The following is a 24,361-nucleotide window of genomic DNA, read 5'->3' as shown; positions in this document are numbered from 1 at the left end:
TCGGTTGCGTCCCGAAGGCTCTCGACGTTGGACTCGACGTTACCGCCTCCAACGGACTAGGTGAGCCCCTCGCCCGGAAGTATGACGCGACCGGGCTGGGGGACTCCCTCGTCCTCGTGTCGTCTCAGGACGACACTACCTCGGCCTTGCGCTTCCTGCTGACGAAGACATCGTCGATCAGACCGTAGTCCTTCGCCTCGTCCGCCGTCAGGATCTTGTCGCGCTCGATATCGCGGCGGACGTCGTCGATGCTCCTGCCGCTGTGCTCGGCGAGGATGCTCTCCAGCAGTTCGCGGATCCGCATGATCTCGCGCGCCTGGATCTCGATGTCGCTGGACTGCCCGTAGGTGCCCTCGGTGGCGGGCTGGTGGATCAGGATCCGCGAGTTCGGCAGCGCCGCCCGCTTGCCCTTCGTGCCGGCGGCCAGCAGCACCGCGGCGGCGGAGGCGGCCTGGCCGATGCACACCGTCTGCACGTCGGGCTTGACGAACTGCATCGTGTCGTAGATCGCCGTCATCGCCGTGAACGAGCCGCCGGGCGAGTTGATGTAGATGCTGATGTCGCGGTCCGGGTCGATCGACTCCAGCGTGATCAGCTGGGCCATCACGTCGTTGGCGGACGCGTCGTCGATCTGCACGCCGAGGAAGATGATCCGCTCCTCGAAGAGCTTGTTGTACGGGTTCATCTCCTTGACCCCGTACGTGGTGCGCTCGACGAAGGACGGGATGATGTAGCGGTTGTCGACCGGGGTCGGGCTCCCGCCCGCCTGGATGCCCGGCCGGGTGAGATCGGTGTAACCGGGTCGGATGAGGTCGCTCACTGTGTGCCTCCGATTGGTGGTTCGGGTCGTCAGGAGACGGTGCCCTCGGAGGGCACCTGGGTGGCACTGAGCACCACGTGGTCAACGAACCCGTAGTCCTTGGCCTCGTCGGCGGTGAACCAGCGGTCCCGGTCGGAGTCGCGCTCGATCTGGTCGAGCGGCTGGCCGGTGTGTTCGGCGATCTTCTCGGCGAGCGTCTTCTTGACGTACAGCATCTGCTCGGCCTGGATCTTGATGTCGGAGGCCGTGCCGCCGATGCCGCCGGACGGCTGGTGCATCATGATGCGCGCGTGCGGCAGCGCGTAGCGCTTGCCGGTGGTCCCCGCGCAGAGCAGGAACTGGCCCATCGACGCGGCCAGACCCATCCCGACCGTGACGATGTCGTTCGGGACGTACTGCATGATGTCGTAGATCGCCATGCCGGCCGTGACCGAGCCGCCGGGCGAGTTGATGTAGATCGTGATGTCGCGGCGGCCGTCCTCGGCCGACAGCAGCAGAAGCTCGGCGCAGATGCGGTTGGCGATGTCGTCGTCGACCTGCTGGCCGAGGAAGACGATGCGCTCGCGCAGCAGCCGCTGGAACAGCTGGTCGCCCAGAGGCAACAGGGGCGCCTCGGCGACCCGCGCCTGGATCCGCGACGACTCGTCGAAAGTCGGAGGCATGCTCACCGGGTGTTCCTCCGGTCCTTTTAATCGGTTCGGATGATTGGACATTAACGCGCTCAGGGGCCTGGCCAAGCCCGTGGGGCCGCCTTTTCGCCAGGGGCGTATCCGGGCGGCACCCGCCCCGTCACGATCTCCCCGGACGCGGGCGCGACACACCCGCGACACGCCCCGGACCTGTCTGTGTTCTGTCCGCGACCCGCCCGAGTCAGGCGCGGGACGGGTGCGGGACGGGGCGGGACACGGGAACGCCCCGCATCCGGAGTCCGGATGCGGGGCGTGTCCGATGCCCTGGAACGGGCGGAGAAGACGTCAGGCGTCCTTCTTCTCCTCATCGCCCGACTTGTCGGCCGGGGCCTCCTCAGCGGCGGCCTCAGCCGCGGCGGGGGCCTCCTCCGTGGAGGACTCCTCCGCCGCCGGAGCCTCAGCGTCCTCGGCGACCTCAGCGGACTCGGCGGTGTCGGCGTCCTCGGCGGCCACGGTCTCGCCCGTCTCGCCGTTCAGCTCCCGCTGGACGGCCTCGACGTCGATCTCGTTGCCGGACTCGTCCTTCACCGTGACGTGCTCGACCACGAGGTTCAGCGCCTTGCTGCGCAGCACCTCCGAGACGATCGCGGGAAGCTGGTTGTTCTGGGTGAGGTACTCGGCCAGCTGCTGCGGCTGCACGCCCATCTGCATGGCCTGCGAGACGACGTACTCGCTGAGCTCCTCGTTCTCGACGCCCAGCTCCTCCTGGACGGCGAGCTGGTCGAGCACGAACCCGCCCTTGACCGCGAGCCGCGCGGCGTCGGCGACCTCGGCGTCGAACTCCTCCTCGGTCTTCTCCTCGTCCTTGAGGTAGTCGGCCCGGGTCATGCCCGCCATCTGCAACTGCTGCTCGAGCTGCTGGTTGCGGCGGCCGACCTCCTCCTCCACGACCTTGTCGGGGAGCGGGATGTCGACCTTCTCCAGCAGGGCCTCCAGCGCCTTGTCGCGGGCGTCGGAGAGCTGCTGGAGCCGGACCTGGCGGCCGAGCCGGGTGCGGACGTCCCCGCGCAGCTCCTCGAGCGTGTCGAACTCGCTGGCGAGCTGCGCGAACTCGTCGTCGAGGTCGGGGAGGTTCTTGACCTTGACGCTCTGCACGGTGACCGTGATCTCGGCCTCCTCGCCGGCGTGCTCGCCGCCGGCCAGGGTGCTGGTGAAGGTCTTCTCCTCGCCGGCGGACAGGCCGGTGAGCGCCTCGTCCAGGCCCTCGACGGCGGACCCGCTGCCGACCTCGTAGGAGTAGCCGGAGGTGGAGGCGTCCTCGACCCGCTCGCCGTCGATCACGGCGACGAGGTCGACGGTCGCGAAGTCGCCCTCCTCGACGGGCCGCTCGGCGGTCGTCAGCGAGGCGAACCGCTCGCGCAGGTTGCCGACGGTCTCCTCGACCTGCTCGTCGGTGACCTCGGCGTCCTCGACGACGACCTCCAGGCCGTCGTAGTCGGGCACCTCGAACTTGGGCCGGATGTCCACCTCGGCGGTGAAGGCGAACTGGTTGCCGTCGTCGAGCTCGGTGACCTCGACGTCCGGCTGGCCGAGCACGAAGATCTCGGTCTCCTCGACGGCGCGTCCGTACAGCTCGGGAAGCGCGTCGTTGACGGCCTCCTGCAGGACCGCACCCCGGCCGACGTACTTGTCGATCAGCGGGGCGGGGACCTTGCCGGGCCGGAAGCCCTTGATCCGCACCTGCTGCGAGATCTCCTTGTACGCCTTGTCGAGGTTCGGCTTGAGCTCGTCGAACGGAACCTCGACGGTGAGCTTGACCCGCGTGGGGGTCAGCTCCTCGACATCGGTCTTCACTGGGGTAGGTCTCCTTGATCGGGCGCTGTCTCGGCCGCGGCGTTCGACGCGTGCTCAGCCAGTCAGTCTCTCAGGTGGCGCGGGCATGCCGAAATGCGGCTCCGCGCCTTCGCGCGGCCAAGTCTATGGGGTACCGGCAACGTCTGCGGACATCGGTGGGGCACAACGCCCGAGAAACCCGCCTCGCGGCGACGCGATCGCGCCACGAGACGGCCGGCAGAGGACAGAACAGTCGTTTTCATGTCGACAATGCGGTGCAGGCGGGTTACCGCTTCTTTTTGGGCGGAAGGCCCTTGTCGAGCCCGGCACGGCGGAGCGCGTCGGCCATCGCGCCGCCCCCTCCACCACGGCCGCCACCTTGGCCGCGCTGACCTCCTTGTCCTCCCCGGCCATTTCGTCCGCCCTGGCCGCCCTGGCCACCCTGGCCGCCTTGGCCGCTTTGGCCACCCTGACCGCCTTGGCCGCCCTGGCCGCTTCGTCCGCCCTTGCGGCGCTGGCCGCCGCCGTTCTGGTTGCCGTTCTGGTTGGCCCGGCCGTTGCCGCGTCCGCCGCCCCGGTTGGACGGCTGGTTGCGATCGCCGCCCTGGTTCCGCTCCTCGTCCAGGCGGAGGGTGAGGGAGATGCGCTTGCGCTGGAGGTCGACGTCCAGGACCTTGACGCGGACGATGTCGCCCGGCTTCACGACCTCGCGCGGGTCGGACACGAACTTGCTGGACATCGCGGAGATGTGCACCAGCCCGTCCTGGTGGACGCCGACGTCCACGAACGCGCCGAACGCCGCCACGTTGGTGACGACGCCCTCCAGCACCATGCCGGGTTCGAGGTCGGAGAGCTTGTCCACGCCCTCCTTGAACGTCGCCGTGCGGAACGCCGGACGCGGGTCGCGGCCGGGCTTCTCCAGCTCGGCGAGGATGTCGGTGACGGTCGGCAGCCCGAACGTGTCGTCCACGAACTCGGCGGGCTTGAGCCCGCGCAGCACGGCGGTGTTGCCGATCAGGCCCCGGATGTCGTTGCCCGCCGCGTCCAGGATGCGGCGGACGACCGGGTAGGACTCGGGGTGCACGCTGGAGGCGTCCAGCGGGTCGTCGCCGCCGGGGATGCGCAGGAAGCCCGCGCACTGCTCGAACGCCTTCGGGCCGAGCCGCGGCACGTCCTTGAGGCCGCCGCGGCTGCGGAACGGGCCGTTGGCGTCGCGGTGCGCGACGATGTTCTCGGCGAGGCCCTCGCCGATGCCCGACACGCGCGTGAGCAGCGGCGCGGACGCGGTGTTGACGTCCACGCCGACCGCGTTGACGCAGTCCTCCACGACGGCGTCGAGCGAGCGCGACAGCTTCACCTCGGAGATGTCGTGCTGGTACTGGCCGACGCCGATCGACTTGGGGTCGATCTTGACGAGCTCGGCGAGCGGGTCCTGGAGGCGGCGGGCGATGGAGACGGCGCCGCGCAGCGAGACGTCCATGCCGGGCAGCTCGCGTCCCGCGTACTCCGACGCCGAGTACACCGACGCCCCCGCCTCCGACACCATGATCTTGGTGAGCCCGAGGTCGGGGTGCCGGGCCATGAGGTCGGCGGCGAGCTTGTCGGTCTCGCGGGAGGCGGTGCCGTTGCCGATCGAGACGAGGTCGACCTTGTGCTGGCGGGCGAGGCGGGCGAGCGTCTCGATCGACTCGTCCCACTTGCGGCGCGGCTCGTGCGGGTAGATCGTGTCGGTCGCGACGACCTTGCCGGTGGCGTCCACGACGGCGACCTTCACGCCGGTGCGCAGGCCGGGGTCGAGGCCCATCGTGGCGCGGGTCCCGGCGGGCGCGGCGAGCAGCAGGTCGCGGAGGTTGGCGGCGAACACGCGGACCGCCTCGTCCTCGGCCTCCTGCCGGAGCCGGGTGCGCATGTCGATGCCGAGGTGGACGAGGATGCGCGTGCGCCAGGCCCACCGGACGGCGTCGCGCAGCCACTTGTCGGCCGGGCGCCCCTGGTCGACGACGTCGAAGCGGCGCGCGATCTCGACCTCGTAGGAGCTGCGCGCCGACGGGTCGGCGGCGCCGGCCTCGTCCGGGGCCTCCTCGGGCTCCAGGTCCAGGTCGAGCACCTCCTCCTTCTCGCCGCGGAACAGCGCGAGGACGCGGTGCGAGGGCAGCTTCGCGAACGGCTCGGCGAAGGCGAAGTAGTCGGCGAACTTGGCGCCGGTCTCCTCCTTGCCCTCGCGGACCCGCGAGACCACCCGGCCCTGCTTCCACATGCGCTCGCGGAGCGCGCCGATGAGGTCGGCGTCCTCGGCGAAGCGCTCGACGAGGATGGCGCGGGCGCCCTCCAGCGCGGCGGCCGCGTCGGCGACGCCCTTCTCGGCGTCGACGTAGGGCGCGGCGGCCTCGTGCGGGTCGTGCGACGGGTCGCCCAGCAGCAGGTCGGCGAGCGGTTCGAGGCCGGCCTCGCGGGCGATCTGCGCCTTGGTGCGCCGCTTGGGCTTGTACGGGAGGTAGATGTCCTCCAGCCGGGCCTTGGCGTCGGCCGCCATGATCTGGGCGCGCAGCTCGTCGGTCAGCTTGCCCTGGGACTCGATCGACTCCAGGATCGCGGCGCGCCGCTCGTCCAGCTCGCGGAGGTAGCGCAGGCGCTCCTCCAGCGCGCGGAGCTGCGCGTCGTCGAGGGCGCCGGTCGCCTCCTTGCGGTAGCGGGCGATGAACGGGACGGTCGACCCGCCGTCGAGCAGGTCGACGGCGACCCGCACCTGCCCCTCGCGGACGCCGAGCTCCCCGGCGATCCGCTGCGTGATCGGCGGCGGCCCCTCGATGGTCTTGTCCCCTGCGACGGGCTTGTCCCCCACGACCTCGTCCCCCGTGGTCGGGCCGCTCGCGGCGGTCTGGTCGGTCGCGGTCTGGCTGGTGCTGGCTGTCACAACGTGGATTCGCTTTCTCCCCTGGATATCGCTGAGCATTGTCCAGGGAACGGGGCCGCTTGTCTTGTCACTCCCGGACGACGGACTTCATCGGTGGTGGGGTTAACTCCCCCATGATCCCTGCGAAAGCGGGGGCCTAGGCCCACCGCCCGGCGTCCGAGCGGCACCCACAATGGTGGGCAAGGGCACACTGGGATGGGGGTGGCCCTTGGCGGCCGGAGGAGGAGCCAGGTGAGCGAGGGTTTCGGCGACCGCGTCGCGGAGGGCGCGCGGACGGCGCTCGTCAACTTCGTCCGCAGCCTGATCCAGATCGTCGTGGCGTACGCGGCGAACCTGCCGCTGTTCATCCTGACCGTGCTGTCGATCGCGTTCATCCCGCTCGGGTTCGGGATCGTGATGGCGCCGGTCGCGATCCAGGGCATCCGCGGCGTGGCGAACCAGCAGCGCGCGTGGGCGGCGGAGTGGTCGGGCGTGCAGATCCCGGTCCCCTACCGTCCCGAGCCGGCCGGGGGCCTCGGCCTGTTCGGACGCCTGCGTTGGGTGCTCACCGACCCGGCGACCTGGCGCGACCTGCTGTGGGTGATCCTCAACGTCCCGCTCGGGCTGGTCGCGGGTGTGCTCGCGGGCGGCATGACCCTGTACGGGCTGGAGGGCGTGTTCGTGGCGCCCTGGCTGACGCTGATCACCGAGTACGGCTGGGGCCCGTTCTGGATGGTGAACGACTACGGCGTGCTCGGCGTCGTCGGCGCGGTCGTGCTGGGCGCCGCGCTCACGGTGGCGTCGGTGCCGCTCGGCGGGATGGTCCTGAAGGCGCACGCGCTGTTCACGCAGTCGCTGCTGGCGCCGACGAAGGGCGCGCTGACCGAGCGGGTGCGCCAGCTCTCGGAGTCCCGGTCGGAGACGGTGGACGCCTCGGCCGCCGAGCTGCGCCGGATCGAGCGCGACCTGCACGACGGCGCGCAGGCGCGGCTGGTGGCGCTGAGCATGAGCATCGGGCTCGCCGAGGAGATGATGAAGCACGACCCCGAGACCGCGCGGCGGCTGATGGCCGAGGCGCGCGCGTCCAGCGGCACGGCGCTGACCGAGCTGCGCGACCTGGTGCGGGGCATCCATCCGCCGGTGCTGGCCGAGCGGGGCCTGGACGGCGCCGTCCGCGCGCTGGCGCTGTCGCTCCCGCTGCCGGTCGACGTGCGGATCGACCTGCCGGGACGGGCGGACGCTCCGGTCGAGTCGGCGGCCTACTTCGCGGTCGCGGAGATCCTCGCGAACGTCGTCAAGCACTCGGGCGCGGCGCGCGCCTGGGTCCAGATCGAGTACGCCTCCGACCGGCTGCTGATGATCGTCGGGGACGACGGGACCGGCGGCGCCGATCCCGGCGAGGGCAGCGGCATGCGCGGTATCGAGCGCAGGCTGGGGGCGTTCGATGGGACGATGGCGGTCACGAGTCCCGTTGGCGGGCCGACCATCGTGACCATGGAGCTGCCGTGCGCGTTGTCATCGCCGAAGACCTTGCCCTCCTCCGAGACGGGCTGATCCGCCTGCTGGGCGCGTTCGGGTTCGAGGTCGTCGAGGCCGTGGACAACGGGCCGTCGCTGCTGCGGGCGCTCACCACGCACCGTCCGGACGTCGCGGTCGTGGACGTCCGGCTCCCGCCGACCTTCACCGACGAGGGCCTGCGCGCCGCGCTGGAGGCGCGCAAGCAGGTGCCGGGGCTGCCGGTGCTGGTGCTCTCGCAGCACGTCGAGCAGCTCTACGCGCGCGAGCTGCTGTCCGACAGCTCGGGCGGCATCGGCTACCTGCTGAAGGACCGCGTGTCCGACGTCGCGCAGTTCGTCGACGCGGTGCGCCGGGTCGCGGGCGGCGGCACGGCCCTCGACCCGGACGTGGTGTCCCAGCTGCTCACCCGGCACGCCCGCGAGGAGCCGCTCCAGGCGCTGACCCCCCGCGAGCGCGAGGTGCTCGGGCTGATGGCCGAGGGCCGCTCGAACGCCGCGATCGCCGGGCAGCTGTTCGTCACCGAGAAGGCGATCAGCAAGCACACCAACAGCATCTTCGGCAAGCTCGGACTGCCCCCGTCCGAGGACGACAACCGCCGGGTGCTGGCCGTGCTCGCCTACCTCGGCACCTGACCGACCGCTACCGCGCCCAGAGTGGAACGATCTGCTCGGCGCCCTGCGGCGCGAGGTCGCACTTGTCCGGGTCGACGACGGCGTCGGGGTCGTAGGCGAGGCATCCGGCGGGCGCGGAGACGACGGCGGTGAATCCGGCGTCGGGCCGGGAGGTCATCTGGCGCGGCGCGCCGGCGGGCAGCACGACGGTGTCGCCGGGCCCGGCCTCCAGCGTGCGGCCGTCCAGGTCGATGGTCGCGGTGCCCTCCAGGAAAGTCCACACCTGCTCGGTGTCGAACGCGTGCCGGGGTCCCGTCCTGCCCGCGAGCATGTCGACCCGCCAGACGGCGAGGCCGGACGCGCCGCCCTGGGTCGGCGTGGCGAAGGTGGTCATGGTCCCGTTCGGCGTGTCGGTGCGGCGGCTCTCGGCGGCGCGGACGAGTGTCATGGCTCTCAATCCCCTAAGTTAGACAATGTGGTTGTCCATATAGTCAATGAGGTTGTCTTTCATGTCAAGTGATCCCTCCGGCGATGACCCGCCCGGCTTCGAGCTGCCGCTCCGGCTCTTCCTGGCGTTCCGCGTGATCATCGACGAGGCGCACGCCGAGCTGGCGAGACAGGGCCATCCGGACCTGCGTCCCATGCACGGCTTCGTCTTCCAGGCGATCGGCCCGGACGGCACCACGGCGGTCGAGCTCGGCCGCCGGCTCGGCGTGTCCAAGCAGGCCGCGGGCAAGATGGTCGAGTCGCTGGAGCGCGCGGGGTACGTGGAGCGCGCGGCCGACCCGGCGGACGCGCGGCGCAAGATCGTCCGGCTGACGGCGCGCGGGACGGACTCGCTCGTCCGGTCGGCGGAGATCTTCGAGCGCATCCGCGACGACTGGACCGAGCGGCTCGGCGCGGACCGCGTACGGGCCCTGGAGGCCGCTCTGCGGGAGGTCGCGCCCACCGGTCTGTGGCGCCTGGACGTCCCCGGCTGGTTCGGTACGGCCTGATTTTTTCGTCCCGGCGGGGCGACCGTATGTCCCCAGGCAGTCACGCAGACCACCCGCCGCACCTCGGTTCGCGGGGAGCACGGGCCTCTTGAACGCCCCTGCGCGCCCGGTTACCATCAGCGCAATTTCTTAGGAAAGTTTCCTAAGAGAAGGCCGAGATTTCCTGTTGGTTCGGGGGAACGAACTGAACGGAGACTCATGTCCAGACCGGGCGGCCGGCGAGCGACAGCGCTCGTCGGCGTAGCGACCCTAGCGGTGGCCTCGACCCTGCTCTCGGCGCCACCCGCGTCGTCGGCGGAGGCCGTGACCGCGACCTGCACCAAGACCTCCGACTGGGGCTCCGGCTTCCAAGGCAACTGCACGATCACGAACGGGACGGGCGCCGGGATCAGCTCCTGGAAGGTCGAGGGCGACCTTCCGTCCGGCACGTCCATCGGCTCGGTGTGGGACGCGAACAAGGCGGTCTCCGGCGACCACTACACGTTCACGAACGTGGGGTGGAACGGCTCCCTCGCCGCCGGCAAGACCGTGAGCTTCGGCTTCGGCGGCACCGGATCGGGCTGGTTCACCGGCTGCAAGATCAACGGCTCCCCCTGCGACGGCTCCGGTGAGCCCGAGATCGACACGCAGGCTCCCACCGCTCCCGGGAACCTGCACTCGACCGGCAAGTCCGCCACCACCGTGGCGCTGAGCTGGAACGCGTCAACCGACAACGTCGGCGTGACCGGCTACGACGTCTACAACGGCAGCACCAAGGCCACCACCGTCACGGGGACCGGTGTCACGATCACCGGCCTCACCCCGAAGACGGCCTACGACTTCACGGTGAAGGCGCGCGACAAGGCCGGCAACGTCTCGCCCGCGTCCACCTCGGTATCGGTCACCACCGACGAGGGCGGCACCAACGAGCCGGGCACCGGTGACAAGGTCATCGGCTACTTCGCCCAGTGGGGCATCTACCAGCGCGGCTACCACGTCAAGAACATTGACACGAGTGGCTCGGCCGCGAAGATGACCCACATCAACTACGCCTTCGGCAACGTCCAGGGCGGCCGCTGCACGATCGGCGACAGCTACGCCGACTACGACAAGGCCTACCAGGCGAACGAGAGCGTCGACGGCGTCGCCGACACCTGGGACCAGCCGCTGCGCGGCAACTTCAACCAGCTGCGCAAGCTGAAGAAGAAGCACCCGAACCTCAAGGTGCTGTTCTCCTTCGGCGGCTGGACGTGGTCCGGCGGCTTCACCGAGGCCGCCAAGAACCCGGCCGCGTTCGCCGACTCCTGCTACAAGCTGGTCGAGGACCCGCGCTGGGCGGACGTGTTCGACGGCATCGACATCGACTGGGAGTACCCGAACGCCTGCGGCCTGAGCTGCGACACCAGCGGCAAGGACGCGTTCAAGAACCTCCTGGCGGCCGTCCGGGCGAAGTTCGGCTCGGGCAACCTCGTGACCGCGGCGATCACCGCCGACGCCAGCAACGGCGGCAAGATGGACGCCACCGACTACGGAGGCGCCGCGCAGTACGTCGACTGGTACAACCCGATGACCTACGACTACTTCGGCGGCTGGGACGCCAAGGGCCCGACGGCGCCGCACTCGCCGCTGACGTCCTACGAGGGCATCCCGCACGAGGGCTTCAACACGACCGACACGATCACGAAGCTGAAGCGCCTCGGCGTGCCGGCGAGCAAGCTGCTGATCGGCATCGGCTTCTACGGCCGCGGCTGGACGGGCGTCACGCAGGAGGCCCCCGGCGGCACCGCCACCGGTCCCGCGCCCGGCACCTACGAGGCCGGCATCGAGGACTACAAGGTCCTCAAGAACAAGTGCCCCGCCAACAAGACCATCGCCGGCACCGCCTACGGGAAGTGCGGCAGCGACTGGTGGAGCTACGACACCCCGTCCACCATCCGCGGAAAGATGGCCTGGGCCAAGAGCGAGGGCCTCGGCGGCTCCTTCTTCTGGGAGCTGAGCGGAGACACGACGGGCGGTGAGCTGATCACCGCGATCAAGAGCGGTCTCGGCTGAGCTGTTCGCAGGGGGCACCTCCCAGCCCCTCAGACAGCCGAGACTTCGGGCCCCTGACCAACACCGGACGCCGGTCAGGGGCCCGCCCCTCTTCTTATTGCTCCCCGAATCCCGAGGCGCGGTCCAGGACCGACCGCGCCCGCGCCACGCCCGCCGCGTTGCCGAGGCTCTCGTACAGCTCCAGCGCCTCGCGGGCGGGCGGGACGGCCTCGGCGGGGCGGCCCCCGTCCAGCAGGATCTCGGCGAGCGTCCGCCTGCTGCGGGCCTGCCACCAGCGGTTGCCCACCTCGTCGAAGTCGGCCACGGCCCGGCGCAGCGCGGCGGCGGCCTCGGCGTGGCGGCCGAGGCGGCCGAGCGCGCGGCCCTCGGAGATGCGGGTGCGGGCGACGCCCCAGGTGTCGCCCAGCGCGTCCAGCATCCGCTCGGCGTGCCGGACGAACGCCAGCTCGCGCAGCCCGTTGCGCAGGTCGCCGACCTCGCCCGCCGCGCGCAGGCAGCGCGCCTCCTCCCACTGCTCGCCGCGCAGCCGGAACGCCTCGGCGGCCCGCTCCAGCGCGGGCGCTGCGAGGCTGTACTTGATGTCGGCCGCCGCGTCGTCACCCGCCGCGCGCAGCCGGCGCGCCTCGGAGGCCAGCACCTCGCCGAGCACGCGCAGCGTCTGCGCCTCCGAATAGCGGTTGCCGTTGCGCTGGAAGACCTCCAGGGAGCTTTCGAGCAGGCCGCGCGCCTCCTCGTAGCGGCGCTGCGCCAGCCGCAGCTCGGCCAGGTTCCGCTGGGTGCGGGCCTGCCACCACGCGTCGTCCTCCCGCCTGAACTCCTCGACGGCGTCGAGGAGGTAGCGCTGGCCCTCGTCGAGGTTCCCCTCGGCGTGCAGGCACATCCCCATCGAGCGCAGCGCGCGGGCCCGCCACCACGTCTCCCGGCTGGAGGTGAACAGCGCGAGGGCGGCGGACGCGTCGGACAGCGCGTTCTCCATGCGCCCCTGGTTGCCCTCCACCGTCGAGCGCTCCAGCAGGGCGATGCCCAGCGAGCGCTCGTCGTCCAGGCGCGTGGCGACCGTGTGGGTCAGCTCGGCCGCCGCGCGCCACTCCGGCCAGAACACGCGCAGCGAGTGGAAGATCGAGCAGGACGCCCTGCCGAGCCGCCAGACCAGCCCCCACATCCCGCGGTCGGCGCCCTGGGCCAGCAGCGCGAGGACGGCCAGCCGCTCGCTGCTCAGCCAGTCCACCGCCGTGTACTCCAGCGCGGGCACCTGCCCGGCCGCGCGCTGCCAGTCCTGCGGCCAGCGGCTCGCCGCGACCCGCTCGGCGCGCTCGCGGTAGCCGTCCAGAACGCGCTCGACCGCCGCGTCCCGATCACCCGCGGAGTCCTCCCGCTCGGCGCGCTCCTGGGCGTAGAGGCGGACGAGGTCGTGCAGCCGGTAGCGCATGGCGCCCGTCGCGTCCGTCCCCGAGCACTCGACGAGCTGGGCGTCCACCAGCGCCTCCAGCTGGTCGTCGCCCTCCAGGTCCGACACGCCGAGCAGCGCGCCCGCCGCCCACGCCTGGACGTCGGGCACCGCCAGCAGCCCGAGCGTCCGCAGCAGGCGGCGCTGCGTGCGGGTGCAGTCGTCGTAGCTGAGCGCGAGGCTCGCGCGGACGCTCTTGTCGATCTCCCGCGCGGTCTCCAGCTCGTCCAGCCGGCGGCGGCGCTCGTCCTGGAGCCGGTCGGCCATCGCGCGCGGCGTCCACGACTCGCGGGCCGCGAGGCGCCCACCGCAGATCCCGACGGCCAGCGGCAGGTACCCGCACAGCTCGGCGATCTCGGCCGCCGCGTCCGGGTCGGCCTGGATGCGCTCCCGGCCCGCCAGGAGGCCGAGCAGTTCGACGGCGGAGGCGGCGCTGAACTCCGGAAGCCTCCGGTCGAAGGTGCCGCGCAGGTGCAGCGGCTGCCGGGAGGTCACCAGCACCACGCTTCCGCCGCCCGGCGGCAGCAGCGCCTTGACCTGGTCGCCGTCGCGGGCGTTGTCCAGCAGGACGAGCAGGCGCAGGCCGCGCGTCCACGTCCACCACAGCTTCTGGAGCTCCGGCAGCCCGCCGGGGTCGGTCGCCAGCCGGACGCCCAGCGCCTGGAGGAAGCCGATCAGCACCTCCTCCGGGCGGGCCCGCGCGTCCCCCGCGCCGCGCAGGTCGAAGTACAGGCGCCCGTCGGGATAGTCGTCGGCGATCTCGTGCGCGAACCGGGCCGCCAGCGCCGACTTGCCGACCCCCGCCGGCCCGTGCAACGACACCACCAGCGGCGACGCGGGCGACCCGCTGGGATCGGCGAGGGCGCGGCGCAGTGCCTCCAGCGGCTCGTCGCGTCCGGTGAAGTGCGCGATGACCGGCGGGATCTGCGCGGGCGGCACCCCGGCTATCTCCTGCTGGTCGCCCCCGTCCCCCGGGTGCGGCGGCTGCGCCGCCCAGGCCGCCACCCCGGCGAGCGCGGCGACGCCGCCGGTCACGATGAGCTGCGCGGCCCCGGGCAGCTCCAGCGCGTCCAGCGAGGTCGTGACCCCCGTGATCACCGCGGCGAGGAGCCCCACGATCCCCGGCGCCGCCAGCCGCGCGCGGCGACCGCCGTCCCCGGGCGCGCCGGCCGTCCCCGTGCCGGACGTTCCCGTCCTGGTGCCGGACGTTCCGTTCGGCATCCGCGTCCCTCCGCGTCCTCCGCCTCGTGACGCCCCCGCGCGCCATCCTGGGCCCCCACGATCGCGGTAGCAAGGGGCCGATTCCCCCCTTCTCAGATGATCTCGCCTGATTCAGGGGGATGTCGGAACGGCAGGGAAACGAAGGCTGAACGCCGGGGTTTCGGAGGGCTCGGCGATCAGATCTGGAGGGACGCCTCGATTTCCAGGACGAGCTGCACCTTCTCCCCCAGCGCGAGCCCGCCGCCGGGGATCGTGCCGTTGTCCCCCACGCCGAACTCCAGCCGGTTGATCTCACCGGTCGCGGTGAACCCGGCGCGGGCGCCCTTGAAGGGGTCGTCCTGGAGGAACGGGTCGGGGCCGAAGCCGCCGACCTCCAGCCGCAGCGGCACTTGGCGGGTGATCTCGCGCAGGGTCAGCTCCCCGTCCAGCACGAACCCGTCGCGCTCCGGGCGCAGGCCGGTCGAGCGGTAGGTCATCGACGGGTACTTCTCGACGTCCAGGAAGTCGGCCGCCCGCACGTGCTCGTCGCGCTGGGCGTTGCCGGTGTCGACGGAGGCGAGGGCGATCGTCGCGGTCACCGAGGAGTCCAGGACGTCCTGCCCGGTCACGATCGTGCCCTCGAACTCCGCGAACCGTCCCCTGACCTTGCTGACCATCATGTGCCGGATCGCGAAGCCGACGCTGGAGTGCACGGGGTCGATCGTCCAGGTGCCCGCGACGTAGCCGGGGATCTCGACAATCTCGGCGGTCATCGTGTCTCCTAAGGTTATGAAGGGTAAGGCGGTTCCGGATGGGAACCGCCTCCATCGTGCGGGCGCCCCGGAATCCGCACAAGAAGGCACTTTCACCTGCCCCGGTCACCTGGAGAGAACCATGGAGCCGAACGCGTTCCGCGAGCACCGCCCCTCGATGTGCCGCGCCCGCGAGATCCTCGAACGCGTCGGCGACAAGTGGTCGCTCCAGGTGATCGCGATGCTCGGCGAGCGCACCAAGCGGTTCACCGAGCTCAAGCGGGAGATCGACGGCATCAGCCAGCGGATGCTCACGGTCACGCTGCGCGGCCTGGAGCGCGACGGCATCGTCAGCCGCACCGTCTACCCGGTCATGCCGCCCCGCGTCGACTACGCGCTCACCCCGCTCGGCGCGACGCTCCTGGACGCCGCCAGCGCCCTCGTCGGCTGGGCCGAGGCCCACCTGGACGAGATCGACGCCGCCCGCGCCGACTACGACTCCCGCACCGCCGAACTCGACGCCCTCAAGTCCGCCCCGGCGGATAATGGCGTGCGACGGGCCGGCGCCGCGAGGTAGCGTGCACGGGTCGTTACGTAATCGAGCGGGAAATCCGATGGTCTTTCACGAGGTGGGGCGGCGAGCTAGCCGCGCCGAGCTGGGGAACGAGCAGTCGTGCCCGGCCCGGCTCGGCGGTGTGCGCCGTCATCCCATCGACCTCGTGAGGCCGTCCCATGCATTCCTCTGACATCCGTTCGACCTTTCTCGACTTCTTCCGGGAACGCGACCACCATGCGGTCCCGTCGAGCCCGCTCGTCCAGTCCGACCCGACGCTGCTGCTGACCAACGCGGGCATGAACCAGTTCAAGCCCTACTTCCTCGGCGAGGACGTCCCGGACCATCCCCGCCTGATGTCGGTGCAGAAATGCGCGCGCATGGGCGACATCGAGAACGTCGGCCGGACGACCCGGCACTCGACGTTCTTCGAGATGCTCGGCAACTTCTCCTTCGGCGACTACTTCAAGCAGGAGGCGATCTCCTGGGCGTGGGAGCTGTTCACGCGCCACTACGACCTCGACCCCGAACGCATCTGGGTCACCGTCTACCAGGACGACGACGAGGCCGAGCAACTCTGGCGCCGGATGGGCGTCCCCCCTGAGCGGATCCAGCGCCTCGGCATGGCGGACAACTTCTGGTCGATGGGCACGCCCGGCCCGTGCGGCCCCTCGTCCGAACTGCACTACGACCGCGGCCCCTCATTCGGCCGCGAGGGCGGCCCCGCCGTAGACGGCGAGCGCTACCAGGAACTGTGGAACCTCGTCTTCATGCAAAGCCTCCGGGGCGAGGGCCCGGCGAAAGAGGGATATCCGATCCTGGGCGAACTGCCGTCCAAGAACATCGACACCGGCCTCGGCCTCGACCGCCTCGCGGCGATCCTCCAGGGCGTCGACACCGCCTGCGAGACCGACCTCCTCTCCCCCACTCTGCGACGCGTCCAGGAAATGGCGGGCCGCGAATATCCGGGCCGCGACGGAAGCGAGGACTCGACCTCGTTCCGCGTCGTCACCGAACACGCGCGCTCGATCGCCTTCCTCATCGCGGACGGCGTCCTGCCGTCCCGCGACGGCCGCGGCTACGTCCTGCGCCGCCTCATGCGCCGCGCGATCCGCCACGCCCGCCGCCTCGGCATCGACGAACCGGCGCTGGCACCGCTGACCGCGAGCGTGACCCGTCCCGAGCTGGACCCCCACCGGGAGTTGATCCACAACGTGGTCACCGCCGAGGAGGAGGGCTTCGAGCGCACCCTCCGCCAGGGCTCACGCCTCCTCGACACCGCGATCGGAACCACGAAATCCACCCTCTCCGGACGAACCGCGTTCGAGTTGCACGACACCTACGGCTTCCCCATCGACCTCACCCTGGACGCGGCGCGCTCGGCGGGCCTCACCGTGGACCTGGACGCGTTCGGCGAACTCCTGGAAGACCAACGCCGCCACGCCCAGAAAGCAGGCAAAGGACGCAAGGGCGAAGCGGTGGCGCGCCAGGACCTGTACCGGCGAATCGTCGCCGAACACGGCCTCACCGACTTCGTCGGATACGAAACGACCGCGTCCGAGACGACCCTGCTGGCACTCCTGTCAAAAACGGACTACGTGCCAGTCGCGCGCGAGGGCGACACCGTCAAAGTAGTCCTCTCCCGAAGCCCCTTCTACGCGGAGGCAGGCGGCCAGGTCGGCGACACGGGCACCATCCGCACAACCGACGGCGTCCTACGCGTCCTGGACACACGCCCAGGCCTGGACGGACTCCACATCCACACGGCCGAGGTCGTGCAGGGCGAAGTGCACCCGGGCCAAGAGGCGGAAGCACTCGTGGACGCGTCCCGCCGCGCGGCGACGGCACGCTCCCACAGCGCCACCCACGTCCTGCACGCGATGCTCCGGCGCGTCCTCGGCGACCACGCGACCCAACGAGGCTCCCGCGTCGAACCCGGCCGCCTCCGCTTCGACTTCGCGCACTTCACCCCGATCGACCTCGAAACGATTCAGACCCTGGTGAACGACTACCTCCTGGACGACCCCGACGTCCACGTCTGGGAGACGAGCCGCGCCGAAGCGGAGAAAGCAGGCGCGACCGCCCTGTTCGGCGAGAAGTACGGAAATCACGTGCGAATCGTCGACATCGGCGACGCGTCCCGCGAACTCTGCGGCGGCACCCACGTCGGCCACGGCTCCCAGGCGGGCCCGGTGCACATCGTCGGCGAATCGTCCATCGGCACCGGCCTCCGCCGCATCGAGGCCCTCACCGGCCCGGACGCCCTACGCCACCACGACCACCAGCGCGCCCTGCTGACCGAACTCGCGAGCCTCCTGAACGCCCCCCCGAACGAAGCACCAACCCGCCTCCGCCAACACCTAAAAACCTTCGCGGAAACCCAAAGCGCCCTGGACACCCTCCGCGAATCGAACCTGGACACCGAAGCAAAACACCTAGCAGAATCCGCGCACCGCCTCCCCGGCGGGTGGCTGGTCGCACAAATCGTGGACACCCCGGACCTGCGCCCGCTGGCGTCCCGCGTCCTCACCCACCGCCCCGGCGCAGTGGTGCTCGGCACCCGCACCGACGACAAGGCGACCCTGGTAGCGGCGGTCACGTCCAACGAGATCCAGGCCCGCGACCTGCTGACCGCCGCGGCGTCCGAACTGGGCGGCGGCGCGGGCGGAAAGGGCCCCATGGCCAGCGCGGGCGGCCGCCGCCCGGACCGCCTGGAAACAGCCCTGACCCTCGCGGCAACCGAGGCCCGCCGCCACCTGACCCCGTAACAAAAACGACGGGGCGGCCCCAGGCCGCCCCGTCCAGGGTCGGGCTGGCGGGATTTGAACCCACGACCCCCGGCACCCAAAGCCGGTGCGCTACCAAACTGCGCTACAGCCCGCCGCACCACGCGACCCGTGAAGTCTAATGCCGACCAGACCCCGCGCGCGCCCGGATAACCCGTCCACTCCCGGAACCCTGTACGCTACGGGATGGCGCCGAGGGCCCACCCCCTCGCCCCGCCGGCGGGCGTAGCTCAATGGTAGAGCCCCAGTCTTCCAAACTGGCTACGCGGGTTCGATTCCCGTCGCCCGCTCCACCACCCCCCAGGTCAGCCCCCACGACCCGGTCTCGAAAGCCCCTCTCAAGATCATTTGTCACCCCTTTGTCGCTGGGATCGGGCGCCCCCGAGCGGCATCCTGGTTCATCTGAAAACCTGCATGACCATGGTCTGACACTCCCCGGCGACGGGTGGCACGGCGAAGGATCCGGCGTCCCTAACACCGACGGAGCACCGGGCCTTGTTCGGAGCATCCCGCTAGTGCTGTGACCGGAAGGGTTCACCGTGATCGGTAGGCGGCTCGCGGGACGAGCGCGCGCGCAACGGCTGGTACTACTGGGGCATGCAGGAAGAGACGGCACGCTCCGCGATCGACACGTTCATCTCCGCGTTCAACGCCTCGGCCGACGGCTATGTGACTGCCCTGCTCTCCCAGGCCCTGACCTCAGACGTGGTCTTCTGGGGGCCGTTGGGTCGCAGCGAAGGAATCGCGGCGGTTGAACGGTTCGTGCTGGACCTTCGGCACCACCCGGCGGGGACCGGCACGATGGCGCGCTGCTCAGCGGTGGACATGCCTGACGAGTGGGCCCGGTACCAGTGGGTCTTCACCACGCCGGATGGAGGCCCCCGCCTGGCGGGAACCGATGTCGTCCATCTGCGGCGGAGCCTCATCGACCAGATCATCGTCTTCGCGGGGGAGATCGAGCCGTCCGCCTCCTGAGTCGTCCTGCTGTCGCTGTCCTTTTGGTGAACTTGTCCTTTTCGGCACTACGGGGCTGCGGTTCGCGGTCGGTCAGGCTGCGGCGTTGAGGGGGCGTCCGCCCCAGCGGATGACCTTCTCGCTGCGGAGGCGGGCGCGTTCCTTGCGTTGGGCGCCAAGTATGTCGGGGTGGCTGCGGTGGTGGGAGTTGGCCAGGGTGAATTGCCGCAGCGGGCCGAAGTGGGCCTCGATCGGGGTTGGCGCAGGATGCCTAGGTCGGGGTGAAGCACAGTTCGACCTTGTTCCTCTTCGCCCAGCGACCGATGTCGGCGCCGGTGTGTGCGGAGAGGTTGTCCAGGACGATGTACGCGGACCGACTTCAGCGCGACCAGGTGTTGGTGGTGCCCTTGCGGCGGCGGTTGACGCGCCACAGGCGGTCGTCGCCCACGAAGTAGCAGCCGTGGAAGTGAGTGACGCCGTGGGTGCGGTGGTAGGTCGCTGGCAGCCGGTTTGGCTTGCCCTGCTTCGTCCAGCAGGAGCCTGCGGTGGGCCGGATCCCCAACGGCCCGAACTCGTCGAAGGCGAAGCCCCGGTCCGGGAAGCGGTCCAGAACCAGGCCGCCGAACTGGCGCGCCAGGGCCAGCAGTACGCACCCGCCACCGAGGCCAAGGTCCTGCTCGCCTGCCAAGAAGGCGACGCTCACCAGACGCTCGGCGACCTGGGACGAGCACAGGAAGCGCAACACAGAGCCCAGACGGCACGCGAGGCCATCACCGCCGAGACAGAAGTGGGCGGGCTGTGGGCCTGCGGCGAACCAGTTCGCCGAGAACGTTCTGGGCTCGCCATCCACCAACGAGCCCGTTCACGGCGCGACCGGAGAACCGGCCATCGGCTATGTCACCGAGCAGGGCACCGTCACCCTCGGCTCGCGAAACCGACGCGCTCCTACCAGCCGGTGGTCGAGGCATCGCGTGCGTCAGGCCTTGGCGCGCTGCTGCTTGAGGCGCAGGTTCTCTTTGCGGACTTCGGCGTGGATGGCTCGCTCGCGTTCCAACCAGTCAGGGTTCTCGGCCTTCAGATTCTCGATCTCAGCTGTGGTGAGGGGGCCTGTGATGCCGGCGCGGGCCAGACCGGAGGCGGAGACGCGGAGTTTGGCGGCGACAACCTGGCGGGGGTGAGGACCCTCGCGGCGCAGGTCGGCGAGCCACGAGGGCGGGTCGGCTTGGAGCCCGTTCAATTCGTCTCGGGAGACGGGGCCTTCCTGAAACTCGGCGGGCGCTGCTGACAGCAGGATTCCCAGCTTCTTGGCCGCCGTCGCGGGTTTCATGGTCTGCGGCGTCTTCGCCTTGGACGTGCTCATGACCACCAGGGTAGCCAGCAGGAGGGAGCCGCCGGGCGCGGCTAGGCTGAAGCAGTGACCGATGGTGAATTCCGGCTGGCCTACGTGCCGGGGGTGGCGCCCGGAAAATGGGCGAGGGTGTGGGCCGAGCGGGTGCGGGAGGTGCCGCTTCGGCTGGTGCAGATGCCTGCCGCCGAGGTCGTCCCCCTGTTGCGGGACGGTGGTGCGGACGCGGCGTTCGTGCGCCTGCCCGTCGACCGCGCGGCCCTTCATGTGATCCCGCTGTACCTGGAGACGACCGTGGTGGTGGTGCCGAAGGATCACGACGTGGCCGCGGCGGAGGAGGTGGAGCTTGCCGATCTCGCCGACGAGGACGTGTTCGAACCGCTCGATGACGTCCTGACCTGGGGCGAACATCCCGGGCAGCCCGCCTTTACCCGTCCTGAGAACACCGCTCGCGCGATCGAGTTGGTGGCCTCGGGGGCCGGCATCCTACTGCTGCCGCAGTCCTTGGCCCGTCTCCACCACCGCAAAGACCTCACCTACCGCACCGTGACCGACGCTCCTCAGTCCCAGATCGGTCTGGCCTGGCTCGAGGCTGTGACGACCGACCTCATGGAGGAACTGATCGGCATCGTCCGCGGCCGCACTCCCAACAGCTCCCGTGGCCGCAAACCGCAACAGCAGCCCACCGGTAAGAAGCCACCACCGAAGCGCTCCACCCCCAAACGTCGCCGCCAAACGCGCCGCCGGACGTAAGGCGGTCCATGGCTGGCGACAGACGCGCGAGCACCTCATCCGCATCCGATGTCGTCAGCTGTCTGGCCGTTGCATTCGCTTCGCCGCCTAGGATGCATCGTCCTTCACGGCATGTGGCCCGAGCTCTCAAGTCCGGAACCGGCGCCGCCCCTGGTCACGGCTCCCCGACCAGGTCGGCGCCGTAGGCCAGATACAGATCCTGCCATGCGTCGGCGCACCCGATCATCGACTGGAGCTGTGCAGGAACTTCACGCTGCGAGGTCGCCAGCCGGTCTCCTCCTCAGCCTCTCGCACAGCGGCGGCGGGATCCTCGCGCGGGTCGACGTATCCGCCGGGCACCTGCCAGTCCCAACGGTCGATGATGAACCGATGCCGGTAGATCAACAGGATGTTCTCGCCGGCCTCGTCCAGCACGGCGGTCATGATGCAGCGGGGAAACCGGATGACGTACTGATCGAAGCGGACCCTGGTGGGCAGCTCGACACTGGCCACCGACAGTCGGATGTGGCGGTTCTCATCGACAACGCGTTCGCCGTGAATCGTCCACTTCGTGCGCTCAGGAGAGGGGCGAGTCACACCCCGACCGTAGTGCCTCCCCCGCCGCCGACCAGTCGCTCATCCGACGCCCCTCCGGCCAGACACCAGCGCACCTCGTCCAGGGCGTCGGCGAAGGGGCCGATCTATCGGGGTTCGTCCGAGCGCGGTAGTGCTATGTCGTCGGCGCTGGCCCGGCGTGGCGGACAATCTCCAGACGTAACCGGCCGGGGCCCGCTGCGGAGGCGGGCCGGGCTGCCGCGGCGGCGGGGCGATGAGGATTCCGTCGCCCTGGTCGGGATGGACGGCAAGGCCGTGCCGTGCGGCCGACCACAGCAGCCGAATCGCGCCGTGCGGTTCGATCAGGGTTCGGGCGAGCTGGTCGGCATGCGTCAGGCGGTGCTCCTGGCCGTGCAGGTTGGCCCGCATGCTCGGGAGCTGCTGCGTGCGGTCGACGAACTCGTCCCGGCCAGGAATTTCAGCGAGGTCACCGTCCTGACGCTCGGCGCCGTGACGGGCCATCTTGAGTTGATCAGGTAGACCGGCGTGGTGCTCGTGCCCTGCGGGATGATGACGTGGTCACCGTGCGTGCGCTGGCCCGCAGTTCGTCCAGGGTGGCGGGCTTGGTGTGCAGTAGCGCGTGCATGAACGAGGGGGAAGCGGGAGAGGGCAGCCGCCTCCGCGCACGGGAGCGGGGAGACATACCGGCCTATCAGATCCCCCGGGGGTGAAGACCGAGAACAGCGCGTAGATGATCGGCGGCAGCCACGCCACCCGTGCCGTGATGGCCAGGGTCATTTTGAGCAGCGCGGGCTTGTCGCTCAGGACCTACACGACGAAGCCGCAGGATGAAGCACGCGATCGCCACGGCGACGCCGGGGCTCTGGCGGACTCAGGTGTCAGAACTCTTCGAATGCCTCGGGGGTGGTGGCGACCAGATGATCGACACGATCTGGAGAGCCGCTGTCGCGAGCTGCTGGTCGCCGTCGATGCGAGCGCGCTCGGCCGCCTGCCCGGGGGTGATGCCGCGGGTGCACAGACGCCAGGTGGTGTCGGTGTCGAGTTCGAGTCGCGCGGTGGGCTGGGGGTGCGGTTGAGGGTGCAGCCGCCAGTGGTCGGGGCCGCGGGTGCAGGTCCAGTCTCCGCCGCCGGGTCCGGTCACATTCACCTGGAGGGTGGCGCCCTGTGGGGCGGTCACGTCGCGCAGCGTGTGCGGCAGGCCCCGCAGGAAGGTGTCGAGGACGGGGCCGAGGTAGCGCGGGTCGGTGAGCCCGCTCCGGCCGGTGGCGTCGCAGATCTGCTGCTGGTGGGTCCAGTACTCGGTGTACTCGCGAGCGACGTCCAGCCAGGAGGGATGCGGGCCGGGCCCGGCCCAGCGCACCGAGCCGCCGAGGACGTCCAGGTCGACGGTCTGCCAGAACTCTACGATCTGCTTCCCTATGGCCGACAGGAGTTCGATGAGCATCGGTGGGCTGATGCGGCGGGCGGCGGTCACCCACTCGTCGTTGATGCGGTCGAGGAAGGTGGGGAACGCCTCGCCGTCGCACGGGTGTAGCACTTGGTAGCCGTCGCGGTGGATGGCCAGGCGTCCGATGTGGTCGCCGAGCACGTGTGCGGCGACATCCTTGACGCTCCATCCGGGGCAGATCGTCGGCTTGGCCCACTCGTCGGCGTCCAGGTGGCGCAGCAGGTCGATGAACGCGGCCTGTTGCTCGGCGAGCACGGGCCGGACATCGATGGGCGGTCCCAACCAGGAGGTGTCGGTCATCGTGTCCTCTCAGTGTTGTGCGCTGCTGGTGCGCCGGGCGACGGTGGCGGCGTAGCTGGTCCAGTCGCCCGGCGCCGGCGCGTTGGCGCGGGCTTGCCGAGAGCGGCGAGACACTGTTGGGACCGCTCCACGAGGCACTCGACTCTGGGCTGGCCTATTACCGTCGGCCCACCATCATCCACGCTGTACTCGGCGGCGGGCGTGTGGCCTGTGCCGGCCGCGTCCCGCCGAGCTGCCGTCGGGTCAGGGGTGGCGCTCCTTATTGAGTGGGGGGCGGTGGCTCCGGCGCAGGTAGGTCCATGATCTGGATGTCTTGGTCAGCGATGGGTGATCCACCAGATGGCCAGGGTGATCGTGCCGCCGCCTGCGGCGGTGGCGGCACCCCTGATCGCTCCGATGAGCGCCAGTCGGGCCAGGCTCCGCAGAAAGATCCGGTCAAGCATGTGAATGGCCCTTCGGTTGGGCCCCGGTTGGTTGGCATCGCGGGGCGTGGCCACCGATTGACCTGCTCCGGACGGTTCTCCGGTTCCGGCCACGCCTGGATGGCATGGGGACGATGCTGGTAGCAGCTCACGGGGGTGGGTTCTCCGGATGGCTCAGATCCGGAACCGCACAGGCACTGGGAGCACGATGGACCAGCCACATGCGCCGCCTACACGGCCGCCTTGCGCACGCTGCATGAGGCGGCTGGTTCTTCGACCTGGGACAGCATTGCCTGGCAGGCACAAGCGCAAAAACCATCCTTGAAGGTGGCCAGGTCGTCGTGGAGTGACTGGCGTAACGGCTAGAACGTTCCTACCAGCCGGGCCGTATCGGATTTCCTGCTGGTGTATCTGCGTGGGCGGGCCCACCAAGAGAACCTGATCACGTCGCGCCGGACCCGCTGTGGTGGGAGGGCACCCGGAGGAGGGCGGTGACCGAGCGCCGCGAGGGCCCCGG

The 24,361-nt window shown here is 70.4% G+C and carries 20 protein-coding genes, 2 tRNA genes and 1 pseudogene; 10 read left to right on the top strand and 13 right to left on the bottom strand.

Annotation, left to right across the window (positions count from 1 at the left end; translation table 11 throughout):
• Nucleotides 1-124 precede the first annotated feature (124 nt).
• From K2F47_RS19665 to K2F47_RS19650, 4 genes are all read right to left on the bottom strand, one after another.
• Entirely contained in the window at nt 125-772 is a 648-nt protein-coding gene (locus K2F47_RS19665) for an ATP-dependent Clp protease proteolytic subunit (RefSeq protein WP_242906018.1), read from the bottom strand.
• A gap of 77 nt (nt 773-849) precedes the next feature.
• Complete coding sequence (locus tag K2F47_RS19660) at nt 850-1,482, bottom strand: ClpP family protease (RefSeq protein ID WP_067461358.1); 633 nt, start codon at nt 1,480-1,482, stop codon at nt 850-852.
• 312 nt (nt 1,483-1,794) lie between these two features.
• A complete protein-coding gene (gene tig / locus K2F47_RS19655) occupies nt 1,795-3,303 on the bottom strand; it encodes a trigger factor (RefSeq protein ID WP_242905799.1) in 1,509 nt (502 codons plus the stop codon).
• A 265-nt stretch (nt 3,304-3,568) separates the two neighbouring features.
• On the bottom strand, nt 3,569-6,091 hold the full coding sequence (locus tag K2F47_RS19650) for a Tex family protein (protein ID WP_308198432.1): 2,523 nt from the start codon (nt 6,089-6,091) through the stop codon (nt 3,569-3,571).
• 336 nt (nt 6,092-6,427) lie between these two features.
• On the opposite strand from K2F47_RS19650, the gene K2F47_RS19645 reads away from it, so the two are divergent.
• Both K2F47_RS19645 and K2F47_RS19640 read left to right on the top strand, forming a co-directional pair.
• A complete protein-coding gene (locus tag K2F47_RS19645) occupies nt 6,428-7,729 on the top strand; it encodes a sensor histidine kinase (protein ID WP_242905795.1) in 1,302 nt (433 codons plus the stop codon).
• Nucleotides 7,681-8,325 carry a response regulator transcription factor gene (locus K2F47_RS19640; RefSeq protein ID WP_242905792.1) on the top strand — a complete coding sequence of 215 codons (645 nt, stop codon included), beginning with the start codon at nt 7,681-7,683 and terminating at the stop codon, nt 8,323-8,325. The genes K2F47_RS19645 and K2F47_RS19640 overlap by 49 nt, the downstream gene beginning before the upstream one ends.
• A 7-nt stretch (nt 8,326-8,332) precedes the next feature.
• Here K2F47_RS19640 and K2F47_RS19635 read toward each other — a convergent pair whose 3' ends face one another.
• Nucleotides 8,333-8,752 carry a cupin domain-containing protein gene (locus K2F47_RS19635; protein ID WP_242905790.1) on the bottom strand — a complete coding sequence of 140 codons (420 nt, stop codon included), beginning with the start codon at nt 8,750-8,752 and terminating at the stop codon, nt 8,333-8,335.
• A 61-nt stretch (nt 8,753-8,813) separates the two neighbouring features.
• On the opposite strand from K2F47_RS19635, the gene K2F47_RS19630 reads away from it, so the two are divergent.
• Together K2F47_RS19630 and K2F47_RS19625 are read left to right on the top strand one after the other, a co-directional pair.
• Nucleotides 8,814-9,299, top strand: a complete 486-nt coding sequence (locus K2F47_RS19630) for a MarR family winged helix-turn-helix transcriptional regulator (RefSeq protein ID WP_242905789.1) — start codon at nt 8,814-8,816, stop codon at nt 9,297-9,299.
• A 255-nt stretch (nt 9,300-9,554) separates the two neighbouring features.
• On the top strand, nt 9,555-11,330 hold the full coding sequence (locus tag K2F47_RS19625) for a glycosyl hydrolase family 18 protein (RefSeq protein WP_242905787.1): 1,776 nt from the start codon (nt 9,555-9,557) through the stop codon (nt 11,328-11,330).
• A gap of 94 nt (nt 11,331-11,424) precedes the next feature.
• Here the strand turns inward: K2F47_RS19625 and K2F47_RS19620 are convergent, their stop codons facing one another.
• Complete coding sequence (locus tag K2F47_RS19620) at nt 11,425-13,998, bottom strand: ATP-binding protein (RefSeq protein WP_242905786.1); 2,574 nt, start codon at nt 13,996-13,998, stop codon at nt 11,425-11,427.
• A gap of 176 nt (nt 13,999-14,174) precedes the next feature.
• Complete coding sequence (locus K2F47_RS19615) at nt 14,175-14,750, bottom strand: YceI family protein (protein ID WP_242905785.1); 576 nt, start codon at nt 14,748-14,750, stop codon at nt 14,175-14,177.
• Between the two features lie 121 nt (nt 14,751-14,871).
• Between K2F47_RS19615 and K2F47_RS19610 the strand changes: the two genes are divergently transcribed.
• Nucleotides 14,872-15,306, top strand: a complete 435-nt coding sequence (locus K2F47_RS19610; protein WP_242905784.1) for a winged helix-turn-helix transcriptional regulator — start codon at nt 14,872-14,874, stop codon at nt 15,304-15,306.
• Nucleotides 15,307-15,461: 155 nt separating this feature from the next.
• The gene (gene alaS, locus K2F47_RS19605) at nt 15,462-18,050 is read left to right on the top strand and encodes an alanine--tRNA ligase (protein ID WP_242905783.1); all 2,589 of its coding nucleotides are present in this window, start codon (nt 15,462-15,464) and stop codon (nt 18,048-18,050) included.
• A gap of 39 nt (nt 18,051-18,089) precedes the next feature.
• Here the strand turns inward: alaS and K2F47_RS19600 are convergent.
• Nucleotides 18,090-18,163: transfer RNA gene (locus tag K2F47_RS19600), tRNA-Pro, on the bottom strand.
• A 124-nt stretch (nt 18,164-18,287) separates the two neighbouring features.
• Between K2F47_RS19600 and K2F47_RS19595 the strand changes: the two genes are divergently transcribed.
• Nucleotides 18,288-18,361: transfer RNA gene (locus K2F47_RS19595), tRNA-Gly, on the top strand.
• A 304-nt stretch (nt 18,362-18,665) separates the two neighbouring features.
• Nucleotides 18,666-19,043: a nuclear transport factor 2 family protein gene (locus K2F47_RS19590; RefSeq protein WP_242905782.1), complete on the top strand. Its 378-nt coding sequence runs from the start codon at nt 18,666-18,668 to the stop codon at nt 19,041-19,043.
• Nucleotides 19,044-19,115: 72 nt separating this feature from the next.
• Here the strand turns inward: K2F47_RS19590 and K2F47_RS41425 are convergent.
• Nucleotides 19,116-19,635 (bottom strand): annotated as a pseudogene (locus K2F47_RS41425) (transposase); the annotation flags it as partial.
• Nucleotides 19,636-19,998: 363 nt separating this feature from the next.
• A complete protein-coding gene (locus tag K2F47_RS19580) occupies nt 19,999-20,382 on the bottom strand; it encodes a DUF5997 family protein (protein WP_242905779.1) in 384 nt (127 codons plus the stop codon).
• 54 nt (nt 20,383-20,436) lie between these two features.
• Here K2F47_RS19580 and K2F47_RS19575 point away from each other — a divergent pair, with 54 nt between their 5' ends.
• Nucleotides 20,437-21,120, top strand: coding sequence for a LysR family transcriptional regulator substrate-binding protein (locus K2F47_RS19575; protein ID WP_242905777.1), 684 nt, complete (start codon nt 20,437-20,439; stop codon nt 21,118-21,120).
• Between the two features lie 222 nt (nt 21,121-21,342).
• Here K2F47_RS19575 and K2F47_RS41420 read toward each other — a convergent pair whose 3' ends face one another.
• Entirely contained in the window at nt 21,343-21,696 is a 354-nt protein-coding gene (locus K2F47_RS41420; RefSeq protein WP_242905775.1) for an NUDIX domain-containing protein, read from the bottom strand.
• Between the two features lie 258 nt (nt 21,697-21,954).
• Here K2F47_RS41420 and K2F47_RS19565 point away from each other — a divergent pair, with 258 nt between their 5' ends.
• Nucleotides 21,955-22,194, top strand: coding sequence for a hypothetical protein (locus K2F47_RS19565; RefSeq protein WP_242905773.1), 240 nt, complete (start codon nt 21,955-21,957; stop codon nt 22,192-22,194).
• Between the two features lie 352 nt (nt 22,195-22,546).
• On the opposite strand, the gene K2F47_RS19560 is transcribed toward K2F47_RS19565, so the two are convergent.
• Both K2F47_RS19560 and K2F47_RS40770 read right to left on the bottom strand, forming a co-directional pair.
• Nucleotides 22,547-23,422, bottom strand: coding sequence for a maleylpyruvate isomerase family mycothiol-dependent enzyme (locus tag K2F47_RS19560; protein WP_242905771.1), 876 nt, complete (start codon nt 23,420-23,422; stop codon nt 22,547-22,549).
• 317 nt (nt 23,423-23,739) lie between these two features.
• Entirely contained in the window at nt 23,740-23,865 is a 126-nt protein-coding gene (locus K2F47_RS40770; RefSeq protein WP_272496944.1) for a hypothetical protein, read from the bottom strand.
• Nucleotides 23,866-24,361: the final 496 nt, after the last annotated feature.

It is taken from the genome of Actinomadura terrae (genome assembly GCF_022751215.1).
GTDB classification, from domain to species: domain Bacteria; phylum Actinomycetota; class Actinomycetes; order Streptosporangiales; family Streptosporangiaceae; genus Spirillospora; species Spirillospora terrae.
The sequence above is the reverse complement of the archived record's forward strand: the minus strand, read 5'-3'. Positions and strand labels throughout refer to the sequence as shown.